The organism is Dorea hominis (assembly GCF_014287705.1).
Classification (GTDB): Bacteria; Bacillota; Clostridia; order Lachnospirales; family Lachnospiraceae; genus Dorea_D; species Dorea_D hominis.
This window is the reverse complement of the sequence record NZ_JACOOY010000003.1, coordinates 87,410-112,925: the sequence shown is the minus strand read 5'-3', so window position 1 is coordinate 112,925 and position 25,516 is coordinate 87,410. Positions and strand designations below refer to the sequence as shown.

The following is a 25,516-nucleotide window of genomic DNA, read 5'->3' as shown; positions in this document are numbered from 1 at the left end:
CAGAAATGCCAATAGATACTTTTTTTCTAACATCAAAAAAGCTTCAGGAATTAACCTAAAGCTTTTTTAGAGGCGCCAACCAGATTTGAACTGGTGATAGAGGTGTTGCAGACCTTTGCCTTACCACTTGGCTATGGCGCCATATTATAGATACTATATATGAAAAAGCCCGAAAGCTCTGAGTGACTCCAACGGGAATCGAACCCGTGTTACCGCCGTGAAAGGGCGATGTCTTAACCGCTTGACCATGGAGCCTTATATAAATCACTATCAAACGTGACCGAAGATTAATATAACACACTCACATACGGATTGCAAGTGTTTTTTTACTTTTTTTGCAATTTTTTTTGCAAATATCTGAACAGTTGACACCCCGCCCAAAATCCGCTATGTTGAATAAAAAAACTCTTATTTAAGGAGACTTACATCTATGAAATCACTCGTTTTAGCAGAAAAGCCTTCGGTCGCACGCGATATTGCGCGCGTACTGAAGTGTCATAAAAATCTGCCCGGTGCAATTGAAGGCAATTCCTACGTTGTCACATGGGCGCTTGGACACCTGGTCACACTGGCTGATCCGGAAAGCTACGATAAAAAATTCAAAGAATGGAATATGTCTGTCCTGCCAATGATTCCGAAGAAATGGGATCTTGTCGTCATTAAACAGACTTCTAAACAATACCAGCATGTAAAAACACAACTATTCCGGAAGGACATTTCAGAAATCATTATCGCAACCGATGCCGGTCGCGAGGGCGAGCTGGTCGCACGTTGGATTCTGGATAAGTCCGGCTGCCGCAAACCGATCAAGAGGCTCTGGATTTCTTCTGTCACAGACAAAGCGATCCGGGAAGGATTCCAGAATTTAAAAGACGGCAGAAAATATAACAATCTTTATTATGCAGCAAGAAGCCGCTCCGAAGCGGACTGGCTTGTCGGCATCAACGCGACCCGTGCCTTAACCTGTAAATACAATGCGCAGCTCTCCTGCGGACGTGTCCAGACACCGACGCTTGCTATGATCGCCGCAAGAGAGACGGAGATCCGCTCTTTCAAACCACAGGATTATTATGGTATGACTCTGCAGGCAGGCGGAATTACCTGGACATGGCAGAGTGAAAAATCCAAAAGCACCCGTTCTTTTCACAAAGAACATCTGGAACAATTACGTGAAGCACTGACAAAAAACCGCACAGCCGGTGTATCCTCACAAACCTACTCCGCAAACCGGCAGTCTTTACAGATTACAGATGTGCACAAAACAAAGAAAAAAACATTTTCACCAGGTCTCTATGATCTGACAGAATTACAGCGGGATGCCAACCGCCGTTTTGGTTTCTCCGCAAAAGAGACGCTGAACATTATGCAGCGCCTGTATGAAAATCATAAAGTACTGACTTATCCGCGGACAGACAGCCGCTATATTAGCTCGGATGTTGTTCCGACGATCAAAGAGCGTCTGAAAGCTATCAACTTCGGTCCGTATAAAGCCTTTGTTCCAACACTTTTAAAAGCTCCGATCCACACAAGCAAATCTTTTGTCGATGACAGGAAGGTCAGCGATCACCATGCGATCATTCCAACAGAGGAATTTGTCCAGCTGGATCATATGACAAATGAAGAGCGAAAAATCTATGACCTCGTCGTGCGCCGTTTTATCAGTGTCCTTTATCCTGCTTATGAGTATGAGCAGACTTCCCTCAAGGGAACTGCCGCCGGTCAGTCATTTTCTTCCAAAGGAAATAAAATCCTTACTCCCGGTTGGAAAGCGGTGTATGAGAATGACAGCAATGCGCATTGGGAGGACGATTTCGATAATGAAACGCACAATTTTTCTGTATCCGGGCAGAATCTTTCAGAGCTTAAAAAAGGAGAATATCTTACAATTGACCGCGCCACTCTGACTTCCGGCAAAACAAAACCTCCGGCAAGATTTACCGAAGCCACACTACTTAGTGCAATGGAAAATCCCGTCAAATATATGGAATCAAAAGACGCTGCTGCCCGCAAAACACTTGGCGAAACCGGCGGACTCGGAACCGTTGCGACAAGAGCTGATATTATAGAGAAATTATTCCACACATTTTTGATAGAAAAAAAGGGACAGGAAATCTTGATCACTTCCAAAGGAAAGCAACTGCTTGAACTGGTTCCGGAAGATCTGAAAAAGCCGGAGCTTACCGCCTCCTGGGAGATGGAATTGTCCCACATCGCGAAAGGCACACAGAAAGAGCAGGTTTTCCTGCATGATATTCAGGATTACACCCGGTCTCTGATCCAGGATATCAAAACAGCGGACGGCACCTTTAAGCATGATAATCTTACCAATCATAAATGCCCACGTTGCGGAAAGCGCATGCTTGCCGTGAACGGCAAAAACGCAAGACTTCTCGTCTGCCAGGACCGCGAATGCGGCTACCGCGAGACAATCGCACTCACAAGCAATGCCCGCTGTCCGAACTGCCATAAGAAAATGGAGCTTATCAAGAAAGGAGATACGGAGACATTTGTATGCTCCTGCGGACACAAAGAAAAACTGGAAGCATTTAAAGCAAGACGCCAGAAAGAAGGCGCAGGTGTTTCCAAAAAAGATGTCCGCAAATATCTGAACAAACAAAAAGAAGAACCTGTCAACAATGCCTTTGCACAGGCATTGTCCGGGATCAAATTAGATAATTAAACCATGTATCCGGGCAGTTCTTATATTGCCCGGAACTGTACACCGTATTCCTCCACTGCCTCTATGCGCACCCGTGCGTGCAATGGCAGTGTCATGGAATCTCCGATATGCCCGGCCCTCACTCCATAGATGACCGGGCATTTTACATCTTCAAGTACCTCTTTCACCGCTTCCAGTGCTGTTCCCGGACGGTCTTTCGTATCACAACCACTCAGATCTCCGACAATGATTCCTTTTACTTCTTCAAATTTTCCTGCCATCTTAAGCTGCGTCAGCATGCCATGCAGCCTGTATGGTTTCTCGCCTATTTCTTCAAAAAACAGGATTTTACCACGGGTGTCCACCTCATACGGCGTTCCGGTAAGCCGACTTAATAGTGTCAGATTGCCACCTGTCAGAATCCCTTCGCCAATTCCTTCTTTGTATATATGAAAAGGTTCTCCGTTAAAATTAGAAAACGCTTTTCCTCTGACCGGTGTCGTCACACTCTGATATACCGCTTCTTTGGCATCTTCTGTTATCGTCCTCGTCCTTCCATAAACTGCACCTCCGTGAAATGTTACCAACCCGGTCTTCTGCCCGATTGCAAGATGCAGCGCTGTAATATCACTGAATCCGGTAAATACAGGCTTTCTCTCCCGGATCATTTCATAATCCAGATAATCAAGAAGTGTCATGGTGCCATAACCACCCCAGATGCACATAACTGCTTTATTTTCTTCATCAGCAAATACTTTATTTAATTTTGCCGCGCGCTCTTTCGGTGTTCCCCTTTTAAATGCCATCTCCGGTGCACAGATCACTTGAAAACCTCTCCCTTTCCAATAACTGCTGACCGCTTCGATGGCTTCCTCTGTGTATGCATTTGCCGGATCGATCAGACAGATCTGATTACCCGCCTTCAACGGCTTTGGATAAAGGATTCTTTTTTTTATTTCTTCCATATTTATACCTCTTTTTCTGTCACTAATGATCGCCTTCATATTCATTATATCGGCTAATTTTTCATTTGACAATTCAGTTCACTGATACCTTGCGCCATAATATTCGTAACTCTTGTTTAACGTTTTGTTACTCCACCCCTAAAAACAGAGGTGTTTATACTTAAAATACACATTTTTATACGGTAAATCTACAAATATTTCAGCACCTACTAAGCACTAACAGAGAAAAATCCCCGCTTTCTGCGAAAATGGGCTAAAAAGGTTGACAAATATAGGCTTCCGCGTTAAGATAAGTGTAGTTTCGCACTTTAAACAGCTAAAATTTTACAGTGTGAATATGGAGGAGAACACTTATGATTATTGTATTAAAACAACACTCCGGTCAGAAAGAAATTGACCGCGTAGAGAATCTGATCAAAACAAAAGGTCTGGACACCCATATTGTAAAAGGTGCAGGTCAGACAATCATCGGCTGTATCGGTGATACAAGCCGTATCGATGCAAAGCTTTTCGAAGTAAACCCATACGTTGACAAAGTTATCCATGTACAGGAGCCTTACAAACTGGCAAACCGTGCTTTCCACCCGGAAGACACTGTTGTAGATGTATCTGGTGTGAAAGTTGGAAGCGGCAACATGGCTTACATCGCAGGGCCTTGCTCCGTTGAGACTTACGAGCAGGTATTATCCATTGCAAAGGATATCAAAGCTGCCGGAGCGAATATGTTACGAGGCGGTGCATTCAAGCCTAGAACAAGCCCGTATTCTTTCCAGGGACTTGGACCGGAAGGTCTTGACATCTTATGCGCAGTAAAAGAAGAAGTCGGACTTCCGATCGTTACAGAACTGATGTCTCCGGAATATCTGGATGTCTTCAACGAGAAAGTAGATCTGATCCAGATCGGCGCAAGAAATATGCAGAACTTTGATCTGTTAAAACAGCTCGGTCAGGTTGACCGCCCGATCCTCTTAAAGAGAGGTCTGAATGCGACATATGAAGAATGGATAATGTCCGCAGAGTATATTATGGCTTCCGGTAATGAGAATGTCATTCTGTGCGAACGTGGTATCCGTACTTTTGAAACATATACAAGAAATACACTGGATCTGCAGAGCGTTCCTGTACTGCGGAAGCTGACACACCTCCCGGTTATCATCGATCCAAGCCACGCCGGTGGAAAATGGTGGCTCGTAGATTCTATGGCAAAAGCATCTGTTGCAGCCGGTGCTGACGGACTGATGATTGAAGTACATAATAATCCGGAAGCTGCTCTCTGCGATGGAGCACAGTCCTTAAAACCAGAAAAATACAGTGAACTGCTGAAAGATGTAAAACAGATTGCTGACATCATTCACAGACAATAGAACAGGAGTAAAGCTACAATGAAACTAACCGTTAATCTTGAAAAAAACAGTTATCCAATCTATATCGAGAATCACATTCTTGCAGATGCCGGAACTTATATTAAGGAAGTCTTTCATGGCAGAAAGATCATGATCGTCTCTGACGATAACGTCTATCCAATCTACGGAGATGCATTGTCGGAAGTGCTGGAAGCTGACTTTGAAGTCTTTCATCTTGTGCTTCCGCATGGAGAGGCCACGAAGAAATTTGAGTCTCTTCCTCTGATCTATGACGCATTGCTTCAGGCACGATTTTCCCGCAGCGATCTTCTGATCGCTCTAGGCGGCGGCGTGATTGGGGATCTGGCAGGATTTGCAGCGGCAAGTTTCTTACGTGGAATCAAACTGGTCCAGATTCCAACTTCCCTGCTTGCGCAGGTTGACTCTTCCGTTGGCGGAAAAGTTGCTGTTGATCTGCCGCAGGGCAAGAATCTGGTTGGTGCATTTTATCAGCCTTCCCTCGTCCTGATAGATCCGGAAGTATTACAGACACTGCCGGACCATTTCATTCACGATGGCATGGGCGAAGTGATCAAGTATGGATGCATCCAGGATCCGGAATTATTTTCCCTTCTGGAAACACATACTTCCTTTGCCGACTTAAAGGACGAACTTGGCAATATCATTTACCGTTGTGTAGACTGCAAACGTGTTGTAGTCGAAGAAGATCAGTTTGACACAGGAAGCCGTATGCTCCTGAATTTCGGGCATACGCTGGCACATACGATCGAACAGTATTATCATTATGAGCGTGAGAGCCATGGTGAAGCGGTTGCGATCGGTATGTATCAACTGACGAAACTCGCAGAAGAGAAAGGTCTTACACCGGACGGAACCTCTATACGGATCCAGGATCTGCTTACAATCTACGGACTTCCTTCTTCCTGCGGTGTTGCTCTTGGCGCTTTGACAGAAGCCATTGCACTGGATAAGAAGAATCTGAACAATCACTTGAATCTGATTCTCCTCCATGGGATCGGCGACAGTTATATCTATCCGGCTGCTTTGGATTTCTTTGACGATACTGAACGAATTGTTTAGGTAAATGAATGATTATATATTGATAACTACTTATTTTTGGAGGCTGAATAAATGAAATTAGAAGGTAAAATTGCAATTGTAACAGGTGCCGGCAAGGGCATCGGAAGAGAAGCGGCTCTCGCAATTGCCGCAGAAGGCGCAACCGTTGTCTGTGTTGCAAGAACACAGGCAAACCTGGACGAGACGGTACAGATGATCGAAGAAAAAGGAGGAAAAGCTACTTCCCTTTCCCGTGATCTGACAGATGCCGCACAGGTACAGTCCATGGTTGATGCTGTTGTAGAACAATTTGGACGCATTGATATCCTGATCAATAATGCCGGTGGATACCCATCTGAGATTTATGACAAAGTCGGACATCAGGCAATCAAGATCTGGGAGTGGAGCGAAGAGCAGTGGGATCAGATCATCAAGACAAATCTGAAGATTCCGTTCCTCTGCCTCAACAAAGTTGTGCCGGTTATGATCAAACAGCATAGTGGTGACATCGTAAGTGTTTCTTCCCGCATGGGACGTATCGCTTCCCAGATGGGTGGCTACGCAGTAGCAAAAGGCGGTATCGTGACACTGACAAAGACAACCGCAATCCAGACAAAAGAATATGGCATTAAAGTCAATGCTGTTGCCCCTGGTATGGTAGATACACCGGGACAGCGGGTATACAACCACAATGTCGGTCAGGACAATGCTGTTATGGACAGTGCTGCAGATGTAGCAAAAGGTATTATCTACCTTTTATGCGACTCACCGAAAGTCATGACCGGACAGGTGATCGATATGTTTACCACACTTTAATTTAAGGCAAATCTTCATTATATGAATTTTCCTCAAAAGAATAGGAACGGCAATTACTTTGCCGTTCCTATTCTTTCGCCCATCTTTACGATAGTTTCATATCCTTCTTCTGTATTACGGATGAGATCGCTATCCAGCACTGCTGCATCCTTTTGCAATAACAGGATAATCGTCGACCCACCAAACTCAAACTTTCCTTTTTCCTGCCCCTTACGGACTGTTCCTGCTTCTTCATAGTTTGTGATCCGTCCAACCATAAGAGCGCCGACTTCCATCATTAAAATCGTCTTAAACCGCTTTGTCTTAAGCAGGCTGTACTCTCTTGTATTCTCTTTGTAAATCGGATACACATCATTGGCTACCGGATTCACCGTATGGAATACTCCCCGAATATGATAATTCTGGGATTTCTCTCCGTCTGCCACGTAACAATATCTGTGATAATCATCCACTGTCAGACGGAACACAAGCGCCATGCCGCCCTCATACTGCTTTGCCAGTTTGCCGGATCTCAGAAGTGATGAGGTTGTATAAAGTGTATCCTTGATCCGGAATGTATTCTCTCTACCTGCTATATCACTGATCGGATATACGCTTAATTTCCCATCGCAAGGACTGATCAACGTCTTTTCATCTCCCTGTGGTATGCGTGCTTCTTCTCTTAATTTTCTTGTAAAGAAATCATTATATGAACGAAACTTTGTCTTCTCACACATAGACAAGTCAATATTGTTCTTTTTTACAAACGGACGGATGCCGATCTTGGATATGAAACTGTCCAGAACATATCCGCCAAGCCTGCTCACCCACGGACGGATCATAATCCGGATAACAGCTCTTCCAAATGCATTTCCATATAAATGTTTTAAAAACTGATCCTGTCCGGTCTCAACACCGACATCTCTGCCTTCCCGGTCTCTGTATTTCATCTGTGTTCTCCTCATATCCTGCCGTCTTCTGATCTCTTATGTAACCTTTTATCTTCTGCAAAGCCATGGCCAGTTCATCTGCATATTTACTTTGTACTTTGTAAATATCATCATAATGATCACTGCCGCACCAACGACCAGCACAAGAAGTGCAAGTGTTTTATTGCCTGGTTTTTTTAATTTAAAGTCTACAACAAATAACAGTCCGACAATAAACAGTGCCAGATGCAGGCAGATACGGAAAACAAAATCCGGTACAAAAAACTGGATCATGAATACCAATGGCAATACAATTGCCATGGATGTGATCGGCAATCCCTTATAGAACTTCTCTCCGCTCTCTGTTACCAGTGCCTGTTTTGCTTCCATTACATTAAAATAAGCAAGCCGGATCACCGAATTGATACAATAAAATGCAATTAAAAGCAGACCGATTGGTCCACGTACTCCCAGCAGATAACAAATCATTGCCGGAAAGATTCCGAAACAGACTACATCACACAGTGAATCAATCTGGATACCAAAAGCTTTCTCATCATCTGTACGGTCTTTCTTAGAACGCGCAACTTTGCCGTCAAACATATCGCAAAGCCCGGATAATGCAAGACAGAAAATCGCAATCTTAAAATGTCCGTGTATTGCCTGTGTCATTCCAAAAACGGAAGAGCAGAGACTCATATAAGTCAGCACAACCGTATAATTATAAATTCCTATCATTTTTTCCCTCTTTTCTTTCCGCTGAATTAGCCAGCCTGTTGTTCACAAGTTTCTGTTGTCTCTTCCCGCCCTCGTCCTATCCGAACATGCGCAACCAATGTCAGTGTTGCGCTGAAGAGAAGTTGTACATAAAACGCAATTCCTCTGCTCAGTACCATTCCCGGTAACAGAAGTCCTGCTGTAAATACTGTTTTAAAAATAATCAGGAACAGATTCTCACTAATTCCCATTCCTCCCGGAAGTGGGAGCATATCCACTGATACAGATACGACTGCCTGCAGCATCACTACATCATATATGCTCGTTCCGTGCAGTCCGAAAGCTTTGTATACAAACCATGTTACAAAAAATAATGAAAATCTCTGAAAAAATGTAATCAGTATAACATTAAAGATCACTTTCTTATGCGTTCCGAAATAAGCCGCCGTAGCCTTATACTGTTCCATAGAATCTGCAAGCTTTTTCGTTCTCTTTTCCTTATGTTTCATAAGCCGGCTCTTTTCCAGAAGCCTGAGACCTTTCATCATGATCCATTTGGCAAGCTCCGGATGAAATGCCAGAATCGACATTGCAACACAACAGCCTACATTTAATGCAACTCCCAGATAAAAAATCGGCAGTATTCCTTCCAGATATTTATGAACAAATCCTCTCTGGAAAAATGCAACGAACAGACCAACAAATACCAGTACAGATTTGTATGTAATCGTAACGATCATCAGTACAAGCGTTGCTACCGGAATCGGTATTTTATTCTTTCTCATATAATAGATCTGCATCGGCTGTCCGCCGCTTGCAGACGGTGTCACCGCACTAAAGAAGAAACCTACACAGGAATATAAAAAACACGTCCGTTTCTTTTCATGAATATCCAGTGTACCGAACATATACCAGATAATGATCGATTCCCCCCAGATAAACAGGATTACACCTGCTGTTCCCGGTATCAGATACCACGGATTCACTTCACCGATCGTCCTGAGCACCGCCGGAAGATCTTCACCATGGAATACACTGTAAAGTGTTAATGCGAAAATCAAAACCAGAAAAATGGTATTCGCAATACTTTTCTTCTTATTTAACAATCTTTTTCCCCTTTTCCCGGCTTCGCCGCTCCATAATCTTACCGGAAATCCGGTAACAAATCTCTGCCACAGCAATGCCTCCAAAAACATCCACAATATAATGCTGCTTTGTTACCTGCGTTGATACACAGACTAAAATTGCAAATACAAGACTGAACCTCTGATACCACTTCGGTATCTGCTTCTGTCCACGGATTCCGATATAACAGAACCAGCTTACCAGACAATGAATTGACGGAAACAATCTGGTCGGATCATCTATCTGATACACCCATCTTAACATCTGGCTGAAAATATCTGTTCCATTCACTACCGGACGCACATTCGTTGTCGGCATTACAATATAAAAGAAACCACATACAAGTCTTGACATAACATCCGCCAGAATAAAACGATAACAGTGGCTTCTGTTCATTCTGGTGATCATAATATAATTTACGATCCAGAATAAATAACATCCGATATAAATGACTGAAAATGCCGGAATCACCGGAACCATTCTGTCAACCGGTAAGGTCAGATCATAAAAATTGCGGTGCTCCATCAGCTTATCTGTTCCTATATAAACTGTGAAATTCACAGCTATACAGATCAGCAGCGGAAGTATTGCATAAGAAGGTATCATTTTTTTCTTCTGTGTCGTGTCTTTCTTCATAATGCACCTCTTTTCACCGTATGTTGTTCATTATAGCAGACTTTTTCCTGCTTGTGCACATTCTTCTTATTTCTTTAAAATATCTTTAATGTTTCTTCAGAATTTAAAATGCCAGGGTCATAAGCCTGCAACCACGATGGGCTTGCTCAGGAGTGGGTGCAGGGCTTAATGACCCGCCCCGATATGAGCATAAAAGGGAAGCGCAAGCTTCGCGATATGCGAATATTGGGCAGAATTGCGAGAGTACGCAGTACGGAGCAATTCGTCTGGCATTTTTTAACCTTATCATCATATATTAATGCCAGGGTCATAAGCCTGCAACCACGATGGGCTTGCTCAGGAGTGGGTGCATGGCTTAATGACTTTTTATAAGAAAATGTATTTGTTAACATTTTTTTCTTAATCTCATCACACTTTCATCACAATTTCTGCCTATACTATAATTGTTCGAAGAAAACGAACACTTATAATTCTTTTTCATAACTTTTTCCTCAGGACTGCAAACCTCCCAATCTGCAGTCCTATTTTAATATGCCAGACTGTTCCAGAGATCTCTCAAATCCAATTTCAATTTCTGCCTGCACTGCAACATGCTCGCGGAATTCTTTCTCATCTCTTCCTTCCAGAAGGTTCTCATATTTGTCATAATATTCTTCAACCAGTGTATCGATATCTGCCTGTGATACTACATTCTATGTGCAGAAGATCCGTCTGGAACATGCGGAATCCATGCTGGAACACACGGATAAAACCGTAGACGAGATTATGCACACCGTCGGTTATAACAACAAAAGATATTTTTATAAAATATTCCAACAAAAATATGACACAACCCCTGCGAAATACCGCCATAGCCATTGATTTTCTAATATGTGACCGGCAGACACTATGATTTTTGTCCCCTTTTCATATGATAAAGATAGAGAAGTGAACGTTAAAACCTATACTTATCAAAATCATGAAAAGGGGGCGCACTATGAACAGACTACATCTTAAGAAAATATTCTCCGGCATCGTTCTTGTCTCGGTTCTTACCGTGACAGGAACGTTGTCCTCACTTATCTGTCCGGCGGAGACCGTCCGGGCATCCGACACTTTATCCAATCCGAAAATCACCGATGATTCTTCTCTCTATGCCGGGAAGAAAGTCACCTGGGACTGCGTCTGGCTCGGAAGCTATCCGCAGTCTGAAGTCACAGCAGAAAATGGACAAATTTACGAAAAATTAAAAGCTGCCGCCGACTCCCAGTGGGATGAAAACGGAGATATTACCATTGGAAACTACAAATATCGGAGGCTTTGCCGCAGCCAGACGGATGTTTCTTATCTCCTGGCTCCGGACTACTGGCCAACCACTAAATATTCCCAGACTTATAATATTTTCCCTTGGGAAGATAACAGCACCTGGCACTATTTTCGATACGAGCCATTGAAATGGCGTGTGTTAAAGATGAATAAATCCACCGCTTTTCTTCTTGCTGACAAGATTTTCTACCGGGGAAGTCTGACAGATATTCCTGACTTCTTTAATAACAAACTATTTTTCCAGATATTTTCTTCCGAAGAACAGGCTGCTGTCGTTGATACAACCCGCAATAATTATAAGCCTTCTGTAAATAAACTTTTTCTGTTAAGCAACTCGGAAGCCTACGGTTCGGGAGCTCTGGCATACGGATTCACAGATGTCACCCTGCTGGAAGATAATGCAAGACGCGCGAAGTGTACAGACTTTGCATTTGCACAGAATGTCTGGCGTGACAAACGTCCACAATATGCCGGAAACTGCAACTGGAGATTAGAAACTTATGATACAACGAGAGCATTGTATGACAGTGTCCAAACGACAGGTGAAATCATGAAAAACAGCATAGCATCCCAGGATTACTATCCTTTACGTCCTGCAATGTATGTTAATCTTTCAAAAGTAAATTATTTATCGGCCGGTACGGTTTCTTCCAATAATACAATGTTCGAAAAGAATGCGATGGTAATCAATGAAAATGAAACGCCAAAGCCTGACAAATCAGAAAATCCAGTTTATAAAGTAAAGAAAATCCGGTTATCCGGTCTTTCCCACAAGATTGCTGCCGGGAAAAAGCTTCCTTTAAAAGCCACGATTTCTCCTTCCAACGCAACCAACAAAGCTCTGCAATGGAAAGCAAGTAACACTAAAGTTGCTACTGTTTCTTCCAAAGGTGTTGTCACTTTAAAGAAAAACAGCGGTGGAAAATCCGTTACCATCACTGCCTTATCCAAAGATGGCAGTAAAGTGCAAGGCTCTTTTAAGATTACTTCCATGAAAGGGATTGTAAAGAAGCTGAAAGTCACTGCACCGTCAAAAATAAAAGCCGGAAAAAGTACGAAATTAAAGGCAGTTGTCACTGCATCCGCAGGTGCAAATAAAGCTTTAACCTTCACTTCTTCAAACACGAAATATATGACTGTTTCCTCCAAAGGTGTCGTGAAGGCTTTAAAAGCCGGAAAAGGAAAAACTGTAAAGATTACAGCAGCCGCAACCGATGGCAGTGGCAGAAAAGCAACCGTTTCCGTCAAGGTATATTAGAAAGGATGGTGCATTATGAAAAAGAATGATAAACGAAAAATAAGAATCTGGAAGAAAACATTTGCCCTGGCACTTTCCTCTGTCATGATTTTTTCCTGTATCCCAATGACTCAGGTAAAGGCCGGAGATGAATCGCCGGAAGCGATTATAAATGGGCTTGTGGATCTTCCGAAAACTTTCATCGACAAAGACTCACAGGATCTCGGCAGTGACCGCGTTTTTTACCGTAATACTAATACAGATCTCTCCATGCTTCCGGCGGAATGTTATAAAAAAGCACTACAATCTTACATTATAGATGATGACGTTCCTATGGGCACACGCAAGGGCGACTATCTGCTGTCCGACTGGGATTACCTTGGATGGATCTTATCTGTCGAAAAAGGGCAGGGAAATTATGGTTATCTGAATGATACACTTTGTAATATGACCATTTATGGAAATCGGCGGAAATCTGAACTGAAACTGGACGATGCCTGGTATAACTGGGGCGGGTATTTCAGTGAAAGCAGTCTTGCGAATGCACAGCAGCATATCGCAAATGATCTTACGAGTACACCGCTTGGATCGCTTCCATTAAAAAAACTCGATTCCATTTCCAATGATACCGAAGAATCTCCGGTTGTTGTCCGCTGGCATGGTGCACTCCGTGCAAAAGACAGTGATATCGCCGGACGCTACAAAGCTTACGCTGTGTATTTTCATAATTTCCGTGTGTCACCGATTTTCCCAATGTACGATAACTCCTACAAGCGGGTGATCAGTGACGAGAAAAAGACCAGTAATATTTACAGCTCCGATATCCGCAACAACAGTGGCGTGGAAGTGTCCGGCACGCAGTCGCTGACAAATTCAACTACTTACGGTGCTTTGAGCAGCATCAGTGGCTCCAAATCTTATACTTATGAAGAATCCGTTACAGTTACACATTCCAAGAGTCTTCCATTCTTCGGAGATTTGGAAACTTCCATCGGATTTTCTGCCAGCCAGTCCATTGAGAAAGGCTGGTCAAAAGAGGAGAGCGAAGAGCGTTCAACGGAAAATACTTCCGAAGTATCTCTTTCACTCCTGCCTTATACTGCAGCTCTTATCCAGCAGCAGACAAAAACACAGACTGCAACGACTTATTATAAATGTCCGGTCTATATCAATTACGATGTTACAATCGTTGAATATGACCGCAACTTAAGAGGCGGTAAATTAAATTCTTACGTTCTCGCCAGCTTCACCGGCGCAGGTTCTAAGAATGCCCGCACGAATCTTAAGAAACGAAGCTACATCCAGGCAAGCATGACGGATCCGGATGGCATCAACTGGGGAACTGTAAAAAAATATAAATATGGAGATGAATTATTGAAACGTATCCGCAGAAACGGACTGATGAGCGCAGCAGGCGGCTCTTACACAGAAACATTATCTTCCGTTTCCAGCAAAGTAGATGATCTTATCCCGACACTTCCGCTTAGTGATATCAGTGTGAAAAGCGGTGCGCCAAAATCAGTCAATATAAAGCAGAACTATTCTTTATCAAAGATTAAACTGGTAGCAACCAACACAAAAGGTGCAGACTATTACGGTTTTAACGCCAAAAAAGGAATCTGGAAGATTACAAATGCCAAAGGAACTCCGGTAAAGAGCAGCACTGCCACGCTTTCCGGAAATGCCGGAAAGCAAGTGCTGACCGGTAAGAAAAAAGGGATGCTGTATCTGACATATTTTATCAATGATAACACTTACAGCACTGCAGATTATATAGAGAAATATTCTACAAATAACTCCGTGGACCGCCCAACGCTCCGCATCAGCATTGCCGGCAATACCGCTCCGAAGATCAGTGGTAACACAACATACAAACCTTCAAAGAAAGCATCCGGCACGGTTACAATACCGACGTATGTCAAGCGTGACGGCAAAACTTACCGTGTAACTAAGATTGCGAGCAATGCTTTTAAAGGTAACACGAAAGTTAAGAAAATCGTTATCCCGTCAACCGTAACAAACATCGGCAAGAAAGCATTCTATGGCTGCAAGAATTTAAAGGTTGTCACCATCAAAACCTCGCAGCTTACAACTGCCCGCGTCGGCAGCCAGGCATTTACGAAAACACATGCAAAAGCGATCATCACTGTGCCGAAAGGGAAAGTAAAATCTTATAAGAAAATCTTCCTGAAAAAAGGGCTTTCGAAAAATGCGACGGTGAAATAACTGGCTTACTCTCTGTAATCTCATAACGACTTAAAAGGGGACGGGGCTTTTCCAGAAAAGCCCCGTCCCCTTTTATTAAATCCGCCAGTCTTTTTCCTTCGATGCACGAAGTCTTGCCATAGCTCTTGCAAGCGATGCCTGCGACAGCTGGTATTCCTGAATACTCTGCTTCTGCCGGAGCTGCTCCTGGGCACGCTCTTTGGCTTCTGTCGCACGTCTGACATCAATCTCTTCCGGGCTCTCCGCTGTATTTACCAGTACGGAAACACGGTTGTTCATGATCTCTGCAAAACCTTTAGAAACCGAAGCGGTGATCCAGTTTCCTTCTTCATCCTGCAGATGCAGTTCACCGATTTCCACTGCAATGATCATATTTTCATGATGCGGCAGGATGCCTTTCTGTCCGTCCGGTGCCGGAATGATAAGCTGTTTACAGCGTCCTTCGTAGAACACTCTGTCGCTGGATATGACTTTCAACTGAAATGTATCCATAATTTCACTCCTTCACTGGTACTAAGCTTCCATTGCAGCTTCTTCTGCTTTGGCTTTCTCGATGACTTCATCGATTGTTCCGACATTAAAGAATGCATTTTCCGGATATTCATCCATCTCACCGTCAATGATTGCTTTGAATCCACGGATCGTCTCTTTTAACGGTACATATTTTCCAGGGATTCCGGTAAATGTTTCTGCTACTGAGAATGGCTGTGACAGGAATTTCTGCACTTTACGCGCACGGTTTACTGTCATCTTGTCTTCCTCGGAAAGTTCTTCCATTCCAAGGATTGCGATGATATCCTGCAATTCTTTATATTTCTGCAGGATTTCCTGTACTTTACGTGCAACCTGATAATGTTCTTCTCCAACTACGTCCGGCTCCAGGATTCTGGATGTAGAATCCAGCGGATCTACCGCCGGATAAATACCCTGCTCCACGATCTTTCTGGATAATACGGTTGTCGCATCCAGATGGGAGAATGTTGTTGCCGGTGCCGGGTCTGTCAGGTCATCGGCCGGCACATAAACTGCCTGTACAGATGTGACAGATCCGTTCTTCGTAGAAGCAATACGCTCCTGCAGTGCTCCCATTTCATTTGCCAGCGTCGGCTGATAACCTACGGCTGACGGCATACGTCCGAGAAGTGCGGACACCTCGGAACCTGCCTGTACGAAACGGAAAATATTATCAATGAATAACAATACGTTCTGATGTTCCTGGTCACGGAAATATTCTGCCATCGTAAGTCCCGTCTCAGCAACACGCATACGTGCTCCAGGTGGCTCGTTCATCTGACCGAATACCAAAGCGGTTTTGTCCAGAACTCCCGATGCACTCATCTCTGTCCAGAGGTCATTACCTTCACGTGAACGCTCTCCGACTCCTGTGAAAATAGAATATCCACCATGTTCGGTTGCAATATTGTGAATCAACTCCTGGATCAGCACGGTTTTACCAACTCCGGCACCACCAAACAGACCGATCTTACCACCTTTGGCATATGGCGTCAGAAGGTCGATGACTTTGATTCCTGTCTCCAATACTTCTACTGCCGGACTCTGCTCCTCGAAAGAAGGAGCTTTTCTGTGGATTACCCAATGCTCTTTATCTTTGGCGATCGGTTCTCCATTATCAATTGTCTCACCTAATACATTAAACAGACGTCCCAGAGTCTGTTCTCCTACCGGCACTTTAATACCTGCTCCGGTAGCGGTTACTTCCATATCTTTGCACAGTCCGTCACTGGAAGCCAGCATGATACAACGTGCAATATTATTTCCGATGTGCTGCGCTACTTCCATGACACAGCGTTTTCCGCCATTGTCAACCTCCAGCGCATCTTTGATATATGGAAGTTCTTCTTTGCTTTTAAATTCTACGTCTACGACAGGTCCCATAACCTGTACGATTTTTCCTTTTGTCATAGCGCTTATCACTTCCTTTTCTGTGCATTCGCTCCGCCGATAACCTCAGTCAGTTCCTGTGTGATATCGGCCTGGCGCACACGGTTATAAGTTATATTTAACTCATCCAGCATCTTTGTGGCACTGTCTGTCGCATTCTGCATCGCCTGCATTCTGGAATTCTGCTCACTGCAGTAAGATTCAACCAGACAGCCATAGATCATACCATTAATATAATTCGGCACAATATTTGCCATCACACTGTGTGTGGATGGATAGAACACCATACCTTCCTGATAGACATCTGCAAGTGCGTTCAATGTTTCCTTCGGAAGGAAATCTGCCTTGTGAAGCGGCAGAAGTTTTACTGTATCTGTTTCTACCTGCATTGCATTTACCATGCGGGTATAAATCACATAAACTTCGTCCAGCTCTCCGCTCCGGAACTGTCCGATCATCTCACTGGTGATCGTTCTGGAACGGTACAGCGTCGGATTCTGTACGGTATACCGGAAACTCATATCCAGCTCCACATCTGTACGCTTTGCAAAATACTGCCGTCCCAGTTCACCTAATACAAATAACTTATGCTGTCCCGGTCCTTTTATTTTCTCTTCCACCATGCGAAGTACATTATGGTTATAAGCTCCGGCAAGCCCTTTATCTGCGGTGACTACAATGTAGCCGATTTTCCTGTCTTCCGGTTTCTTCTCTTCCCTCTGATCAAAAAACTGGCTGTGCATATCCGGAACGTGTCTTAAGATTCGGGCAATCTCTGCCTGCATCCTATAGAAAAATGGTTCCGTATCTGACAGTTTTTTCTTTGCCTGTTTCATCTTGGAAGAAGAGATCAGATACATGGCATTGGTGATCTTTTTTGTCTCCTGAATGCTGCCCATTCGTTCTTTGATTTCTTTTGCATTCGACATATTTTCACCTGCTTATCTATTTTCTTTGAACTTTTTAGCTACCTCAATAATCTGTTCTGTCAGTTCGTCATCCAGTACTTTCTTCTCTTCGATTGCCTGTCCGATCTCCGGATGTTCTTGGTCAAAATATGCCAGCATATCCATCTGGAACTCTTTGACTTTCGCATCTTCCACATCCATCATCAGATGGTGCGTTGCCACGCATAACGTAATTACCTGTTCATGCAGTTTCAACGGACGTCCCAGTGGCTGTTTCAGAAGCTCTGTCAGTGTACTTCCGTATTTCAGCTGTGCTTTTGTCGCATCATCCAGATCTGAACTGAACTGTGTAAAGGACTCCATTTCTCTTGCCTGCGCAAGATCGATACGGATACTTCCACTTGCCTTCTTCATCGCTTTTGTCTGCGCCGCACCACCTACACGGGATACGGAAAGTCCAACATTGACCGCCGGACGCATACCTGCATTAAAGAGCGCACTCTCCAGGAAAATCTGTCCGTCTGTAATAGAAATAACGTTGGTCGGAATATATGCAGATACATCTCCTGCCTGCGTCTCGATGATCGGCAGTGCCGTGATCGAGCCGCCACCGGCTTCCTCACTCAGTCTGCTGCTTCGCTCCAGAAGTCTGGAATGTAGATAGAAGACATCTCCCGGATAAGCCTCACGTCCCGGAGATCTTCCAAGAAGCAGTGAGATCGCACGGTACGCTACTGCATGTTTGGACAGATCATCATAAACGATCAATACGTCTTTTCCTTTATACATGAAATACTCTGCAAGTGCAGTTGCGGAATATGGAACGATATACTGCATCGGTGCACACTCACTTGCTGTCGAACAAAATACGGTCGTGTAATCCAGTGCATCGTGTTTCTTTAATGTATTTACAAGCTGTGCTACCGTTGATGCTTTCTGACCGATCGCTACATAAATACAGATACAGTCTTTTCCTTTCTGGTTCAGGATCGCATCCATTGCAATCGAAGTCTTACCGGTCTGTCTGTCACCGATGATAAGTTCACGCTGTCCACGTCCGATTGGGAACATGGAGTCAATCGATAAGATTCCTGTTTCCAGCGGTACGCTTACCGATTTACGGTCTACGATTCCCGGCGCTTCCTGCTCGATCGGGCGGTACTCGGTTGCCTCGATCTCACCTTTTCCATCTATCGGCGCTCCCAGCGGATCTACAATACGTCCAATGTATGCTTCTCCTACCGGAATACCTGCCTTTTTACCGGTACGGACAACTTTTGTTCCCTGTTTTACTTCAGCATCATCACCGAACAGGATACAGCTGATTTCATTCTGTTTGATGTCCTGCACCATTCCTTTTAATCCATTTTCCAGAGTTACGATCTCGCCATACATTGCATGGTCAATTCCATAAATGGAGGCGATACCGTCGCCGACAGAGATGACTGTGCCGACTTCCTGGTCTTTGCATATTTCATCATAATTCTCAATCTCTTCTTTCAGGATCGAGATAATCTCATCTGAGCTTATTGTACTCACTATTTTCACCTCCGCATTAATGTCTGCTCTAAGCGGTTCAGACGTCCTGCCATGCTGTAATCATATTCCTTTCCATCAACAAGGAGTATGAAGCCGCCAAGCAGTTCCGGATCTTCTTTCATTTCCCAGCTCACGCCATCTGCCGCAAATGTTTTACATATAAATGTTTCCATCTTTTTCTTCTGTTCTTCGGACGGAAGCGTTACATATCGTAATTTTGCTGTCGCGATCTTTGCTCTTTTTTTCTCCAGCTCTTCGTATGCGCCGAAGATCTCCATGACGATATCTACTTTTCCGTTATCTACGACAACCTTCAGAAAATTCTTCATTTCTTCCGGAAATATCCGGTCGATGATATCATGTTTATTTTCTTTAGTAATAACCGGATGTTCCAGGATTTCCTTCAACTCTTTTGTCTGCTCCAGAATTTCTTCTGTCTCTTCAACTGCTGCCCCGGAAATCCCAAGTTCTGAAAGTACATGTGCATAACGGATTGCCGGCATGGAGTAGAATCCGGCATTTTCTTTTTTATTTGTCGTCATGGGCGTCACCTGCTTCTTTCAGAAATTGGTCATATGCCGCCTGATCTGCATCCGCCCCATATTGCTGTTTTACCATTTTTTTTGCAGCACTTACTGCAAGAGCGGCAACTTCTGACTGCATGTCTCTCAGTGTCTTTTCTTTCTCCAGATCAATCGTCTCTCTGGCATCCTTCATGAGTTTGCCTGCTGCCTGATCTGCCTCATCCAGAATACGGTCGTATTCTGCTTTTGCATCTTTCTTTGCCTGACCGATGATCCGGGTTGATTCTTCTTTTGCCCCGCCAAGAGCTGACTCATACTGACTTTTCAATGCGTAAGCTTCTTTCTTTGTATCTTCTGCATGCTGAAGTCCGTCTGCGATCATCGTTCTTCTCTGTTCCATAATGTTCATCAGTGGGCGAAATAAAAACTTACGCAGGATGAGGTAGAGAACCACGAGGTTGATCATGGTAAGAACCAGATTAAAATCTAATCTCAGCACTTCTTATTACCTGCCTTTCTTTCGTTCTTTTATACGCCTTATTTCAAGAAGAAGATAATCAGAAGTCCAATGATGAAACCATAAATAGCGGTTGCCTCTGCAAGTGCACAACCAAGAATCAGGTTCTTACTGATCTTGCCCTCTGCTTCCGGCTGTCTTGCTACTGCATCTACTGCTTTACCTGTTGCAATACCGATACCTACACCGGCTCCAACACCTGTTAATACTGCTACTGCTGCTCCAATTGCAATAATTGTTCCTGTCATAATCTTAAATCTCCTTTTCTTTATTCCATTTCTTCATTCATAAATAATCCTGTTAAAAATACAAACACATATGCCTGTAATAATCCGTCAAAGATATCAAAGTAAAAACTAAGCGGTATCGGAACAAAAAGTGGTACTACCTGTTCAACTAATTCCATAACTACAAATCCGCCAAGCATATTACCAAACAGTCGCATACATAATGACAGTGGACGGATAAATATTTCCAATATCATGATTGGTGCTACAAGCGGTACCGGTTTGGCGAAATGTCCACACCAGTGCTTTACACCGTTTTTATGGATTCCACTGTATTCAATCAGCAGCATACTCATAATTGCAAGTCCCGCTGTAATGTTCAAATCTTTTGTCGGTGGTTTAAATCCAAAAAGTCCAATCAGATTCGCACATGCAAGATACAGTGCAACTGTCATTAACCAGGGTATGTAACGTTTGTTTTCTTCCCCTATGATGTCTTTGAAAAAGTTCTCGCCCCATTCGATCACAGATTCTAAAGCAAGCTGAACTTTTCCCGGATTCTCCACTTTGAGGTTTCGCACAAAAAGAATCGAAAGTAATGCCAGTATCGTCATGATGATCCATGTTACGACAACGCCTTCGTCTACTGCGATCCCACCAAAGACCGGAATTGTAAATACTGTTTTGCAGTTCAATTCCTCTATGAGAGCCTTTGTTAAATCTTCCGTATGATCCCCTTCCTTCCTGAATTTTTTGATTATATTAGTTCTATTTTTCCCATTTGTCAATAAAAGCAGCCTCAATAAGAGACTGCTTTTAAATTCGATTTTTTTATTTATTTTTTTAGTGAACATTCGTCATTTTTCATGATTTTTTTATGATTCTGACAGAAAAATGTTAAGATTTTATTACAATCTAATTTTTAATAGGAATATCGCACAACTTTTTATCATCTATTCCAATTATTTTCGTTAATATGTCTATAAACTTTCCGTTTTGCAGATTTTGAAACTGAAAAGGGAAATCATCTGGAGGGATCATGGCATTGGAAAAAACCAGCCCTTTTCAGTTTCTCTGCCATACAAAACAACGAAGAATACCTCTTAAATACATCCTTATCTCATATCTTTTAAGAATGCTCTATAAGCCTTGTAAGACTCATAAATATCAGCTTTGCTTGTCAGTTCCCAAGGTGCATGCATAGACATTACTGCCACACCGCTGTCAAGCACACGCATACCATAGTTTGCCATAATATATGCGATGGTTCCACCGCCGCCAAGATCGATACGTCCCATCTCTGCAGTCTGGAATCCGACTCCGTTTTCATCAAACACATGACGAACCTGTGCCAGATATTCTGCACTTGCGTCACTGGCATTGTTCTTTCCGCGGCTTCCGGTATACTTGTTCAATACAATTCCCTTTCCGAAATAAGCAGAATTTTTCTTTTCAAATGCATCTGCATACAATGGATCAAATGCTGCACTTACATCAGATGACAGCATTGCAGAGTTACCAAGTGCACGTCTTACATGGAGTGCATTTCCTCCTGTCAGGGCAACCACCTCGGCAACTGTATCTTCAAAGAATCTGGAATGCATACCGGTAGCCCCCACACTTCCGATTTCTTCCTTATCTACTAAAATACAGCAGGTTGTCTTCTCCGGCTCCTCCGTCTCAAACATTGCAAAAAGAGACGGGAATGCGCAGACTCTGTCGTCCTGTCCGTATCCTAAGATCATGCTACGGTCCAGACCGCACTCTCTGGATTCTCCTGCCGGTACGACTTCCAGTTCGGCAGAAAGGAAATCCTCTTCATCCACACCGTATTCTTTTTTCAGATAATCAAGCACCATATTCTTAACGGACGCTTTGGCTTCTTTCTCTTCCCTGCTGTCCCCAAGTACCGGTTTAGAACCGATCAGCAGATCAAGACCTTCGCCTTCGATCACAACAGATGCTTTTTTCTCTAACTGTTCCTGTGAAATATGAATCAACAGATCAGAAATAACGAATACAGGATCTTCTTTCTTTTCCCCAATTGAAACTTCCTGTACTGTTCCGTCTTTCTTTGCAAATACACCATGCAGAGCCAGCGGAATTGTTACCCACTGGTATTTTTTGATACCGCCATAATAATGCGTATCCAGATATGCTAACTGAGAATCCTCATATAATGGATTCTGTTTTACATCCAGACGCGGAGAATCCACATGTGCACCCAGAATGTTCATTCCCTTTTCCATCGGTTCTTTACCGATCTGGAATAAGACAATTGTTTTCCCCATACATTCTGCATACACTTTGTCTCCGGCTTTTAAAGATGTGCCATTTTCGATAAATGTTTTCAGGTTCTGATAGCCCTGTTCTTCTGCCAGTCTGCGAGTAAGTTTTACACATTCTCTCTCTGTCTTGGCAACGTCCAGACATTCTCTGTAACGGGCATTCACCGCTTCTAATTCTTTCAGTTCTGCCTCCGAATATCCTTCCCACATGTTTTTACGCTCCATGTTCGTTTGTCCTCCTTGAAGTATCAATCTTATAAGACTATTCTACTGTTTCGGGAGGACAAATACCAACGTCAAAAACTTATCTCATAATAAGGTAAGGTTATTTTAATTCTTCTCTCAATTTTTCCATAAATTCAAATGCTGTCCTTTTATTACAGTCCGCTTTATAATACATCTTTAACACACATTCTTTTTCATAATTTTTTAAATTCCTGATCTCACCGTCATTCCGATAAAAATAATCTCTGTCTACAAAAGCAAAGCCATCATTAAATTCGACTTTCAGTTTCATCGTCTCCACATTACCAGTCTCTATGATCGGACAGGATCCCTTCAGATATTCTTCTGCTTCTTCCTGTAAGCTGACGCCGTACTGGTTTGCGCGATAGTAAAGATGATTTTTTAATTCATCCAGAGAAATCTCGCCATAAGGAATGGTCGTCTGCTTCCCAACGTATATACCTACCGACTGATGGCACAATTCTTTTTTCTCAATTGCCGGAATCCGCCTGAGAACTTCTGTCGGATATCCAACAAATACATCCAGATCCCTGCTCTCCAGCATCAAGGCTCCCATCGCGCAATCTACTTTCGTAAAAACAATCGGACAATCTGAAAAATAAGTCTCATAGACATTCTCTACCATCATCCACATACGCTTATTGATTGCACTGTCTATTCCAACCAGAAGCAATCCTTTATTTTTAACATGCTCCACTTCCCGGATCATCTGCTGTTCCAGAGACAGAATCTCTTTTGCGCGCTTGTACACAACTTCCCCAATCTCGGTCAGTATGATTTCTCCGTTTCCACGGTTTAAAAGCTTTCCCCCGATGCTCTTCTCCAGTGATGAAATATTCTGACTAATCGCAGTCTGCGATACATAATTAATCGTCCCCGCTTTTGTAAAGCTTTTATTTTCTACTACATCTATAAAATATTTATATTTCCACATACTGCTCATTTTTTGTTCCTCTCTCATATCAAATTTCAGATTATTATAATATTTATTCTTTAACCAGACCGGACAGCCGTTTGTCCAACATAAAAAGTATTAACCCCGCTGCCACTGCCGTCACGGTAATCCCCACGCAGACCTTTGTGAAAGGCAGTCCGCTTTCAAACAAACGTCCGTAAACTTTTCCATAACATAATGATGCAAGGAAAATTGCCAGTCCCCACACCGCCATCATTGTTGACAGATACCTGCTCGGTGCATATTTACTGATAAATGCATGTCCGAGCGGCGCAAAAAACATTTCCCCCAGTGTCAGCGTAAATGTGAAAAATATCAGCCATACAGCAGATGGTTTTCCATTTCCCCGGACAATATCGAGAACTGCATAATACAGATATGCCAGCCCAAGAAGAAACAATGCGATCCCTGTCTTCCGGAACAGGCTCATATCCCCTTCCGGCCTTCTGGAAAGTCTAAGCCATACTCCTGCCATTACAGGTCCTAATATGACACAGAACAGCGAATTACTGGAATCAAACCAGCTCACCGGTATCTCATATCCTGCTATCGTCCAATCCATATATTTTGTCCAGTAATAGTATGCCGGCAGATATGCAAGATCCCACAGCATCCAGAAAATAACAGAAAATCCGGACACAAGAAAGATTGCGCCAATCCGTTTCTTTTCGATTGCCGTAACCGGAAGTTTTTCCTTTTCCCAGTTCTTTTCTTCTGCTGTTTTCTCTGTCTTGAACGGTCGTTTCCCAACCTCACCGATCTTTCTCCATCCACTGATAAACCAGATTGTTCCAAGGAACATGGCACATGCTGCCACACGGAAACATGCTGAAAACCCAAAGACGCCGTTCACTGCAAATACATCTTTATATAAGATTCCAAGAGAAAATGTTCCCAGAAAACCGCCTACATTCATTAATGTATAGCGGATTGAATATGCCGCATCCATCCGGTCTTTGTCAACCACGATCCGCCCCAGCATCGCACTGACTTGAAACAGGCTCCGCCCGGCACACACGAAAAATATCATGACATATACAAGCGTCACAGATCTTGCCATAGAGCCGCACCAGTATCCGATTCCGACCAGCACCATACCAATTGGTGTCGCATATCTCGCACCCAGCCAGCGGTCTGTTATCGCTCCGCCGACCAGAGGCCCGAAAAATGCAAAAGCAATAAACAATGATTGTAATGCCGCCCCCTGCGCCGCAGTCAAGCCCAGTCCACCCTGCGCTACAGATGCAGTTGTAAAAATCAGGATCAGAGATTTGCCCATATAATAAGAAATACATTCAAATATCTCTGTACAGCCCGTCTGCCAGAAGCCTCTGCTGAAGCTTCTCTGTCCGTGTTTTTTTCCGTGCTTCATCTTTTATCTCCTTTCAACTGA

23 protein-coding genes, 2 tRNA genes and 1 pseudogene are annotated in these 25,516 nt (G+C 43.4%); 7 read left to right on the top strand and 19 right to left on the bottom strand.

Annotated elements, in window-relative coordinates:
- Positions 1 to 70 precede the first annotated feature (70 nt).
- Both H8S07_RS03180 and H8S07_RS03175 read right to left on the bottom strand, forming a co-directional pair.
- Positions 71 to 141: transfer RNA gene (locus H8S07_RS03180), tRNA-Cys, on the bottom strand.
- 42 nt (positions 142 to 183) lie between these two features.
- A tRNA-Glu gene (locus H8S07_RS03175) sits at positions 184 to 255 on the bottom strand.
- Positions 256 to 430: 175 nt separating this feature from the next.
- Here H8S07_RS03175 and H8S07_RS03170 point away from each other — a divergent pair.
- Positions 431 to 2,680: a DNA topoisomerase III gene (locus H8S07_RS03170; RefSeq protein ID WP_186855402.1), complete on the top strand. Its 2,250-nt coding sequence runs from the start codon at positions 431 to 433 to the stop codon at positions 2,678 to 2,680.
- A gap of 20 nt (positions 2,681 to 2,700) precedes the next feature.
- On the opposite strand, the gene H8S07_RS03165 is transcribed toward H8S07_RS03170, so the two are convergent.
- Complete coding sequence (locus H8S07_RS03165; protein ID WP_207722383.1) at positions 2,701 to 3,624, bottom strand: S66 peptidase family protein; 924 nt, start codon at positions 3,622 to 3,624, stop codon at positions 2,701 to 2,703.
- A gap of 353 nt (positions 3,625 to 3,977) precedes the next feature.
- Here H8S07_RS03165 and aroF point away from each other — a divergent pair, with 353 nt between their 5' ends.
- The 3 genes from aroF to H8S07_RS03150 are packed head-to-tail and all read left to right on the top strand — an operon-like array spanning position 3,978 to position 6,863.
- Positions 3,978 to 4,988, top strand: coding sequence for a 3-deoxy-7-phosphoheptulonate synthase (gene aroF / locus H8S07_RS03160; protein WP_021859576.1), 1,011 nt, complete (start codon positions 3,978 to 3,980; stop codon positions 4,986 to 4,988).
- A gap of 18 nt (positions 4,989 to 5,006) precedes the next feature.
- A complete protein-coding gene (gene aroB, locus H8S07_RS03155) occupies positions 5,007 to 6,068 on the top strand; it encodes a 3-dehydroquinate synthase (protein WP_118519799.1) in 1,062 nt (353 codons plus the stop codon).
- A gap of 51 nt (positions 6,069 to 6,119) precedes the next feature.
- Complete coding sequence (locus H8S07_RS03150; protein ID WP_117537542.1) at positions 6,120 to 6,863, top strand: SDR family NAD(P)-dependent oxidoreductase; 744 nt, start codon at positions 6,120 to 6,122, stop codon at positions 6,861 to 6,863.
- 53 nt (positions 6,864 to 6,916) lie between these two features.
- On the opposite strand, the gene H8S07_RS03145 is transcribed toward H8S07_RS03150, so the two are convergent.
- The 5 genes and pseudogenes from H8S07_RS03145 to H8S07_RS14695 form a co-directional block, all read right to left on the bottom strand.
- Positions 6,917 to 7,792: a phosphatidylserine decarboxylase gene (locus H8S07_RS03145; protein WP_117537540.1), complete on the bottom strand. Its 876-nt coding sequence runs from the start codon at positions 7,790 to 7,792 to the stop codon at positions 6,917 to 6,919.
- Positions 7,793 to 7,840: 48 nt separating this feature from the next.
- Positions 7,841 to 8,509, bottom strand: a complete 669-nt coding sequence (locus H8S07_RS03140) for a CDP-alcohol phosphatidyltransferase family protein (RefSeq protein ID WP_021859580.1) — start codon at positions 8,507 to 8,509, stop codon at positions 7,841 to 7,843.
- 26 nt (positions 8,510 to 8,535) lie between these two features.
- Positions 8,536 to 9,594, bottom strand: coding sequence for a lysylphosphatidylglycerol synthase transmembrane domain-containing protein (locus H8S07_RS03135; RefSeq protein ID WP_021859581.1), 1,059 nt, complete (start codon positions 9,592 to 9,594; stop codon positions 8,536 to 8,538).
- The gene (locus tag H8S07_RS03130; RefSeq protein WP_186855401.1) at positions 9,584 to 10,249 is read right to left on the bottom strand and encodes a phosphatase PAP2 family protein; all 666 of its coding nucleotides are present in this window, start codon (positions 10,247 to 10,249) and stop codon (positions 9,584 to 9,586) included. The genes H8S07_RS03135 and H8S07_RS03130 overlap by 11 nt, the downstream gene beginning before the upstream one ends.
- A gap of 539 nt (positions 10,250 to 10,788) precedes the next feature.
- Positions 10,789 to 10,941 (bottom strand): annotated as a pseudogene (locus H8S07_RS14695) (L-arabinose isomerase family protein); the annotation flags it as partial.
- 4 nt (positions 10,942 to 10,945) lie between these two features.
- Here H8S07_RS14695 and H8S07_RS14840 point away from each other — a divergent pair.
- From H8S07_RS14840 to H8S07_RS03110, 3 genes are all read left to right on the top strand, one after another.
- On the top strand, positions 10,946 to 11,110 hold the full coding sequence (locus tag H8S07_RS14840) for a helix-turn-helix domain-containing protein (protein WP_408640162.1): 165 nt from the start codon (positions 10,946 to 10,948) through the stop codon (positions 11,108 to 11,110).
- A gap of 115 nt (positions 11,111 to 11,225) precedes the next feature.
- A complete protein-coding gene (locus tag H8S07_RS03115) occupies positions 11,226 to 12,812 on the top strand; it encodes an Ig-like domain-containing protein (protein WP_186855400.1) in 1,587 nt (528 codons plus the stop codon).
- Positions 12,813 to 12,827: 15 nt separating this feature from the next.
- The gene (locus H8S07_RS03110; protein WP_186855399.1) at positions 12,828 to 15,017 is read left to right on the top strand and encodes a leucine-rich repeat protein; all 2,190 of its coding nucleotides are present in this window, start codon (positions 12,828 to 12,830) and stop codon (positions 15,015 to 15,017) included.
- A gap of 75 nt (positions 15,018 to 15,092) precedes the next feature.
- Here H8S07_RS03110 and atpC read toward each other — a convergent pair whose 3' ends face one another.
- The 11 genes from atpC to H8S07_RS03055 all read right to left on the bottom strand — a co-directional run bounded on the left by atpC (position 15,093) and on the right by H8S07_RS03055 (position 25,495).
- Entirely contained in the window at positions 15,093 to 15,509 is a 417-nt protein-coding gene (gene atpC / locus H8S07_RS03105; RefSeq protein WP_117537530.1) for an ATP synthase F1 subunit epsilon, read from the bottom strand.
- A 21-nt stretch (positions 15,510 to 15,530) separates the two neighbouring features.
- The gene (gene atpD, locus H8S07_RS03100; protein WP_021860096.1) at positions 15,531 to 16,940 is read right to left on the bottom strand and encodes a F0F1 ATP synthase subunit beta; all 1,410 of its coding nucleotides are present in this window, start codon (positions 16,938 to 16,940) and stop codon (positions 15,531 to 15,533) included.
- 8 nt (positions 16,941 to 16,948) lie between these two features.
- Entirely contained in the window at positions 16,949 to 17,848 is a 900-nt protein-coding gene (gene atpG / locus H8S07_RS03095; RefSeq protein WP_186855398.1) for an ATP synthase F1 subunit gamma, read from the bottom strand.
- A 12-nt stretch (positions 17,849 to 17,860) separates the two neighbouring features.
- Positions 17,861 to 19,366 carry a F0F1 ATP synthase subunit alpha gene (gene atpA / locus H8S07_RS03090; protein WP_021860094.1) on the bottom strand — a complete coding sequence of 502 codons (1,506 nt, stop codon included), beginning with the start codon at positions 19,364 to 19,366 and terminating at the stop codon, positions 17,861 to 17,863.
- 5 nt (positions 19,367 to 19,371) lie between these two features.
- Positions 19,372 to 19,908, bottom strand: a complete 537-nt coding sequence (gene atpH / locus H8S07_RS03085; RefSeq protein ID WP_021860093.1) for an ATP synthase F1 subunit delta — start codon at positions 19,906 to 19,908, stop codon at positions 19,372 to 19,374.
- The gene (gene atpF, locus H8S07_RS03080) at positions 19,895 to 20,389 is read right to left on the bottom strand and encodes a F0F1 ATP synthase subunit B (protein WP_021860092.1); all 495 of its coding nucleotides are present in this window, start codon (positions 20,387 to 20,389) and stop codon (positions 19,895 to 19,897) included. The genes atpH and atpF overlap by 14 nt, the downstream gene beginning before the upstream one ends.
- A 38-nt stretch (positions 20,390 to 20,427) precedes the next feature.
- On the bottom strand, positions 20,428 to 20,655 hold the full coding sequence (atpE, locus tag H8S07_RS03075) for an ATP synthase F0 subunit C (protein ID WP_021860091.1): 228 nt from the start codon (positions 20,653 to 20,655) through the stop codon (positions 20,428 to 20,430).
- 20 nt (positions 20,656 to 20,675) lie between these two features.
- Positions 20,676 to 21,338 (bottom strand): F0F1 ATP synthase subunit A, encoded by a 663-nt coding sequence (locus tag H8S07_RS03070; protein WP_186855433.1) that lies wholly within the window; start codon positions 21,336 to 21,338, stop codon positions 20,676 to 20,678.
- Positions 21,339 to 21,749: 411 nt separating this feature from the next.
- Positions 21,750 to 23,147 (bottom strand): aminopeptidase, encoded by a 1,398-nt coding sequence (locus tag H8S07_RS03065; protein ID WP_118660029.1) that lies wholly within the window; start codon positions 23,145 to 23,147, stop codon positions 21,750 to 21,752.
- A gap of 100 nt (positions 23,148 to 23,247) precedes the next feature.
- Entirely contained in the window at positions 23,248 to 24,111 is an 864-nt protein-coding gene (locus tag H8S07_RS03060; protein WP_186855397.1) for a LysR family transcriptional regulator, read from the bottom strand.
- Positions 24,112 to 24,154: 43 nt separating this feature from the next.
- On the bottom strand, positions 24,155 to 25,495 hold the full coding sequence (locus H8S07_RS03055) for a peptide MFS transporter (protein WP_243060443.1): 1,341 nt from the start codon (positions 25,493 to 25,495) through the stop codon (positions 24,155 to 24,157).
- Positions 25,496 to 25,516 lie beyond the last annotated feature (21 nt).

Coding starts and splice junctions, on each gene's coding strand:
- H8S07_RS03170 (WP_186855402.1), top strand. CDS start 431: ATGAAATCACTCGTTTTAGCAGAAAAGCCTTCGGTCGCACGCGATATT.
- H8S07_RS03165 (WP_207722383.1), bottom strand. CDS start 3,624: ATGGAAGAAATAAAAAAAAGAATCCTTTATCCAAAGCCGTTGAAGGCG.
- aroF (WP_021859576.1), top strand. CDS start 3,978: ATGATTATTGTATTAAAACAACACTCCGGTCAGAAAGAAATTGACCGC.
- aroB (WP_118519799.1), top strand. CDS start 5,007: ATGAAACTAACCGTTAATCTTGAAAAAAACAGTTATCCAATCTATATC.
- H8S07_RS03150 (WP_117537542.1), top strand. CDS start 6,120: ATGAAATTAGAAGGTAAAATTGCAATTGTAACAGGTGCCGGCAAGGGC.
- H8S07_RS03145 (WP_117537540.1), bottom strand. CDS start 7,792: ATGAAATACAGAGACCGGGAAGGCAGAGATGTCGGTGTTGAGACCGGA.
- H8S07_RS03140 (WP_021859580.1), bottom strand. CDS start 8,509: ATGATAGGAATTTATAATTATACGGTTGTGCTGACTTATATGAGTCTC.
- H8S07_RS03130 (WP_186855401.1), bottom strand. CDS start 10,249: ATGAAGAAAGACACGACACAGAAGAAAAAAATGATACCTTCTTATGCA.
- H8S07_RS03115 (WP_186855400.1), top strand. CDS start 11,226: ATGAACAGACTACATCTTAAGAAAATATTCTCCGGCATCGTTCTTGTC.
- H8S07_RS03110 (WP_186855399.1), top strand. CDS start 12,828: ATGAAAAAGAATGATAAACGAAAAATAAGAATCTGGAAGAAAACATTT.
- atpC (WP_117537530.1), bottom strand. CDS start 15,509: ATGGATACATTTCAGTTGAAAGTCATATCCAGCGACAGAGTGTTCTAC.
- atpD (WP_021860096.1), bottom strand. CDS start 16,940: ATGACAAAAGGAAAAATCGTACAGGTTATGGGACCTGTCGTAGACGTA.
- atpG (WP_186855398.1), bottom strand. CDS start 17,848: ATGTCGAATGCAAAAGAAATCAAAGAACGAATGGGCAGCATTCAGGAG.
- atpH (WP_021860093.1), bottom strand. CDS start 19,908: ATGACGACAAATAAAAAAGAAAATGCCGGATTCTACTCCATGCCGGCA.
- atpE (WP_021860091.1), bottom strand. CDS start 20,655: ATGACAGGAACAATTATTGCAATTGGAGCAGCAGTAGCAGTATTAACA.
- H8S07_RS03065 (WP_118660029.1), bottom strand. CDS start 23,147: ATGGAGCGTAAAAACATGTGGGAAGGATATTCGGAGGCAGAACTGAAA.
- H8S07_RS03060 (WP_186855397.1), bottom strand. CDS start 24,111: ATGAGCAGTATGTGGAAATATAAATATTTTATAGATGTAGTAGAAAAT.
- H8S07_RS03055 (WP_243060443.1), bottom strand. CDS start 25,495: ATGAAGCACGGAAAAAAACACGGACAGAGAAGCTTCAGCAGAGGCTTC.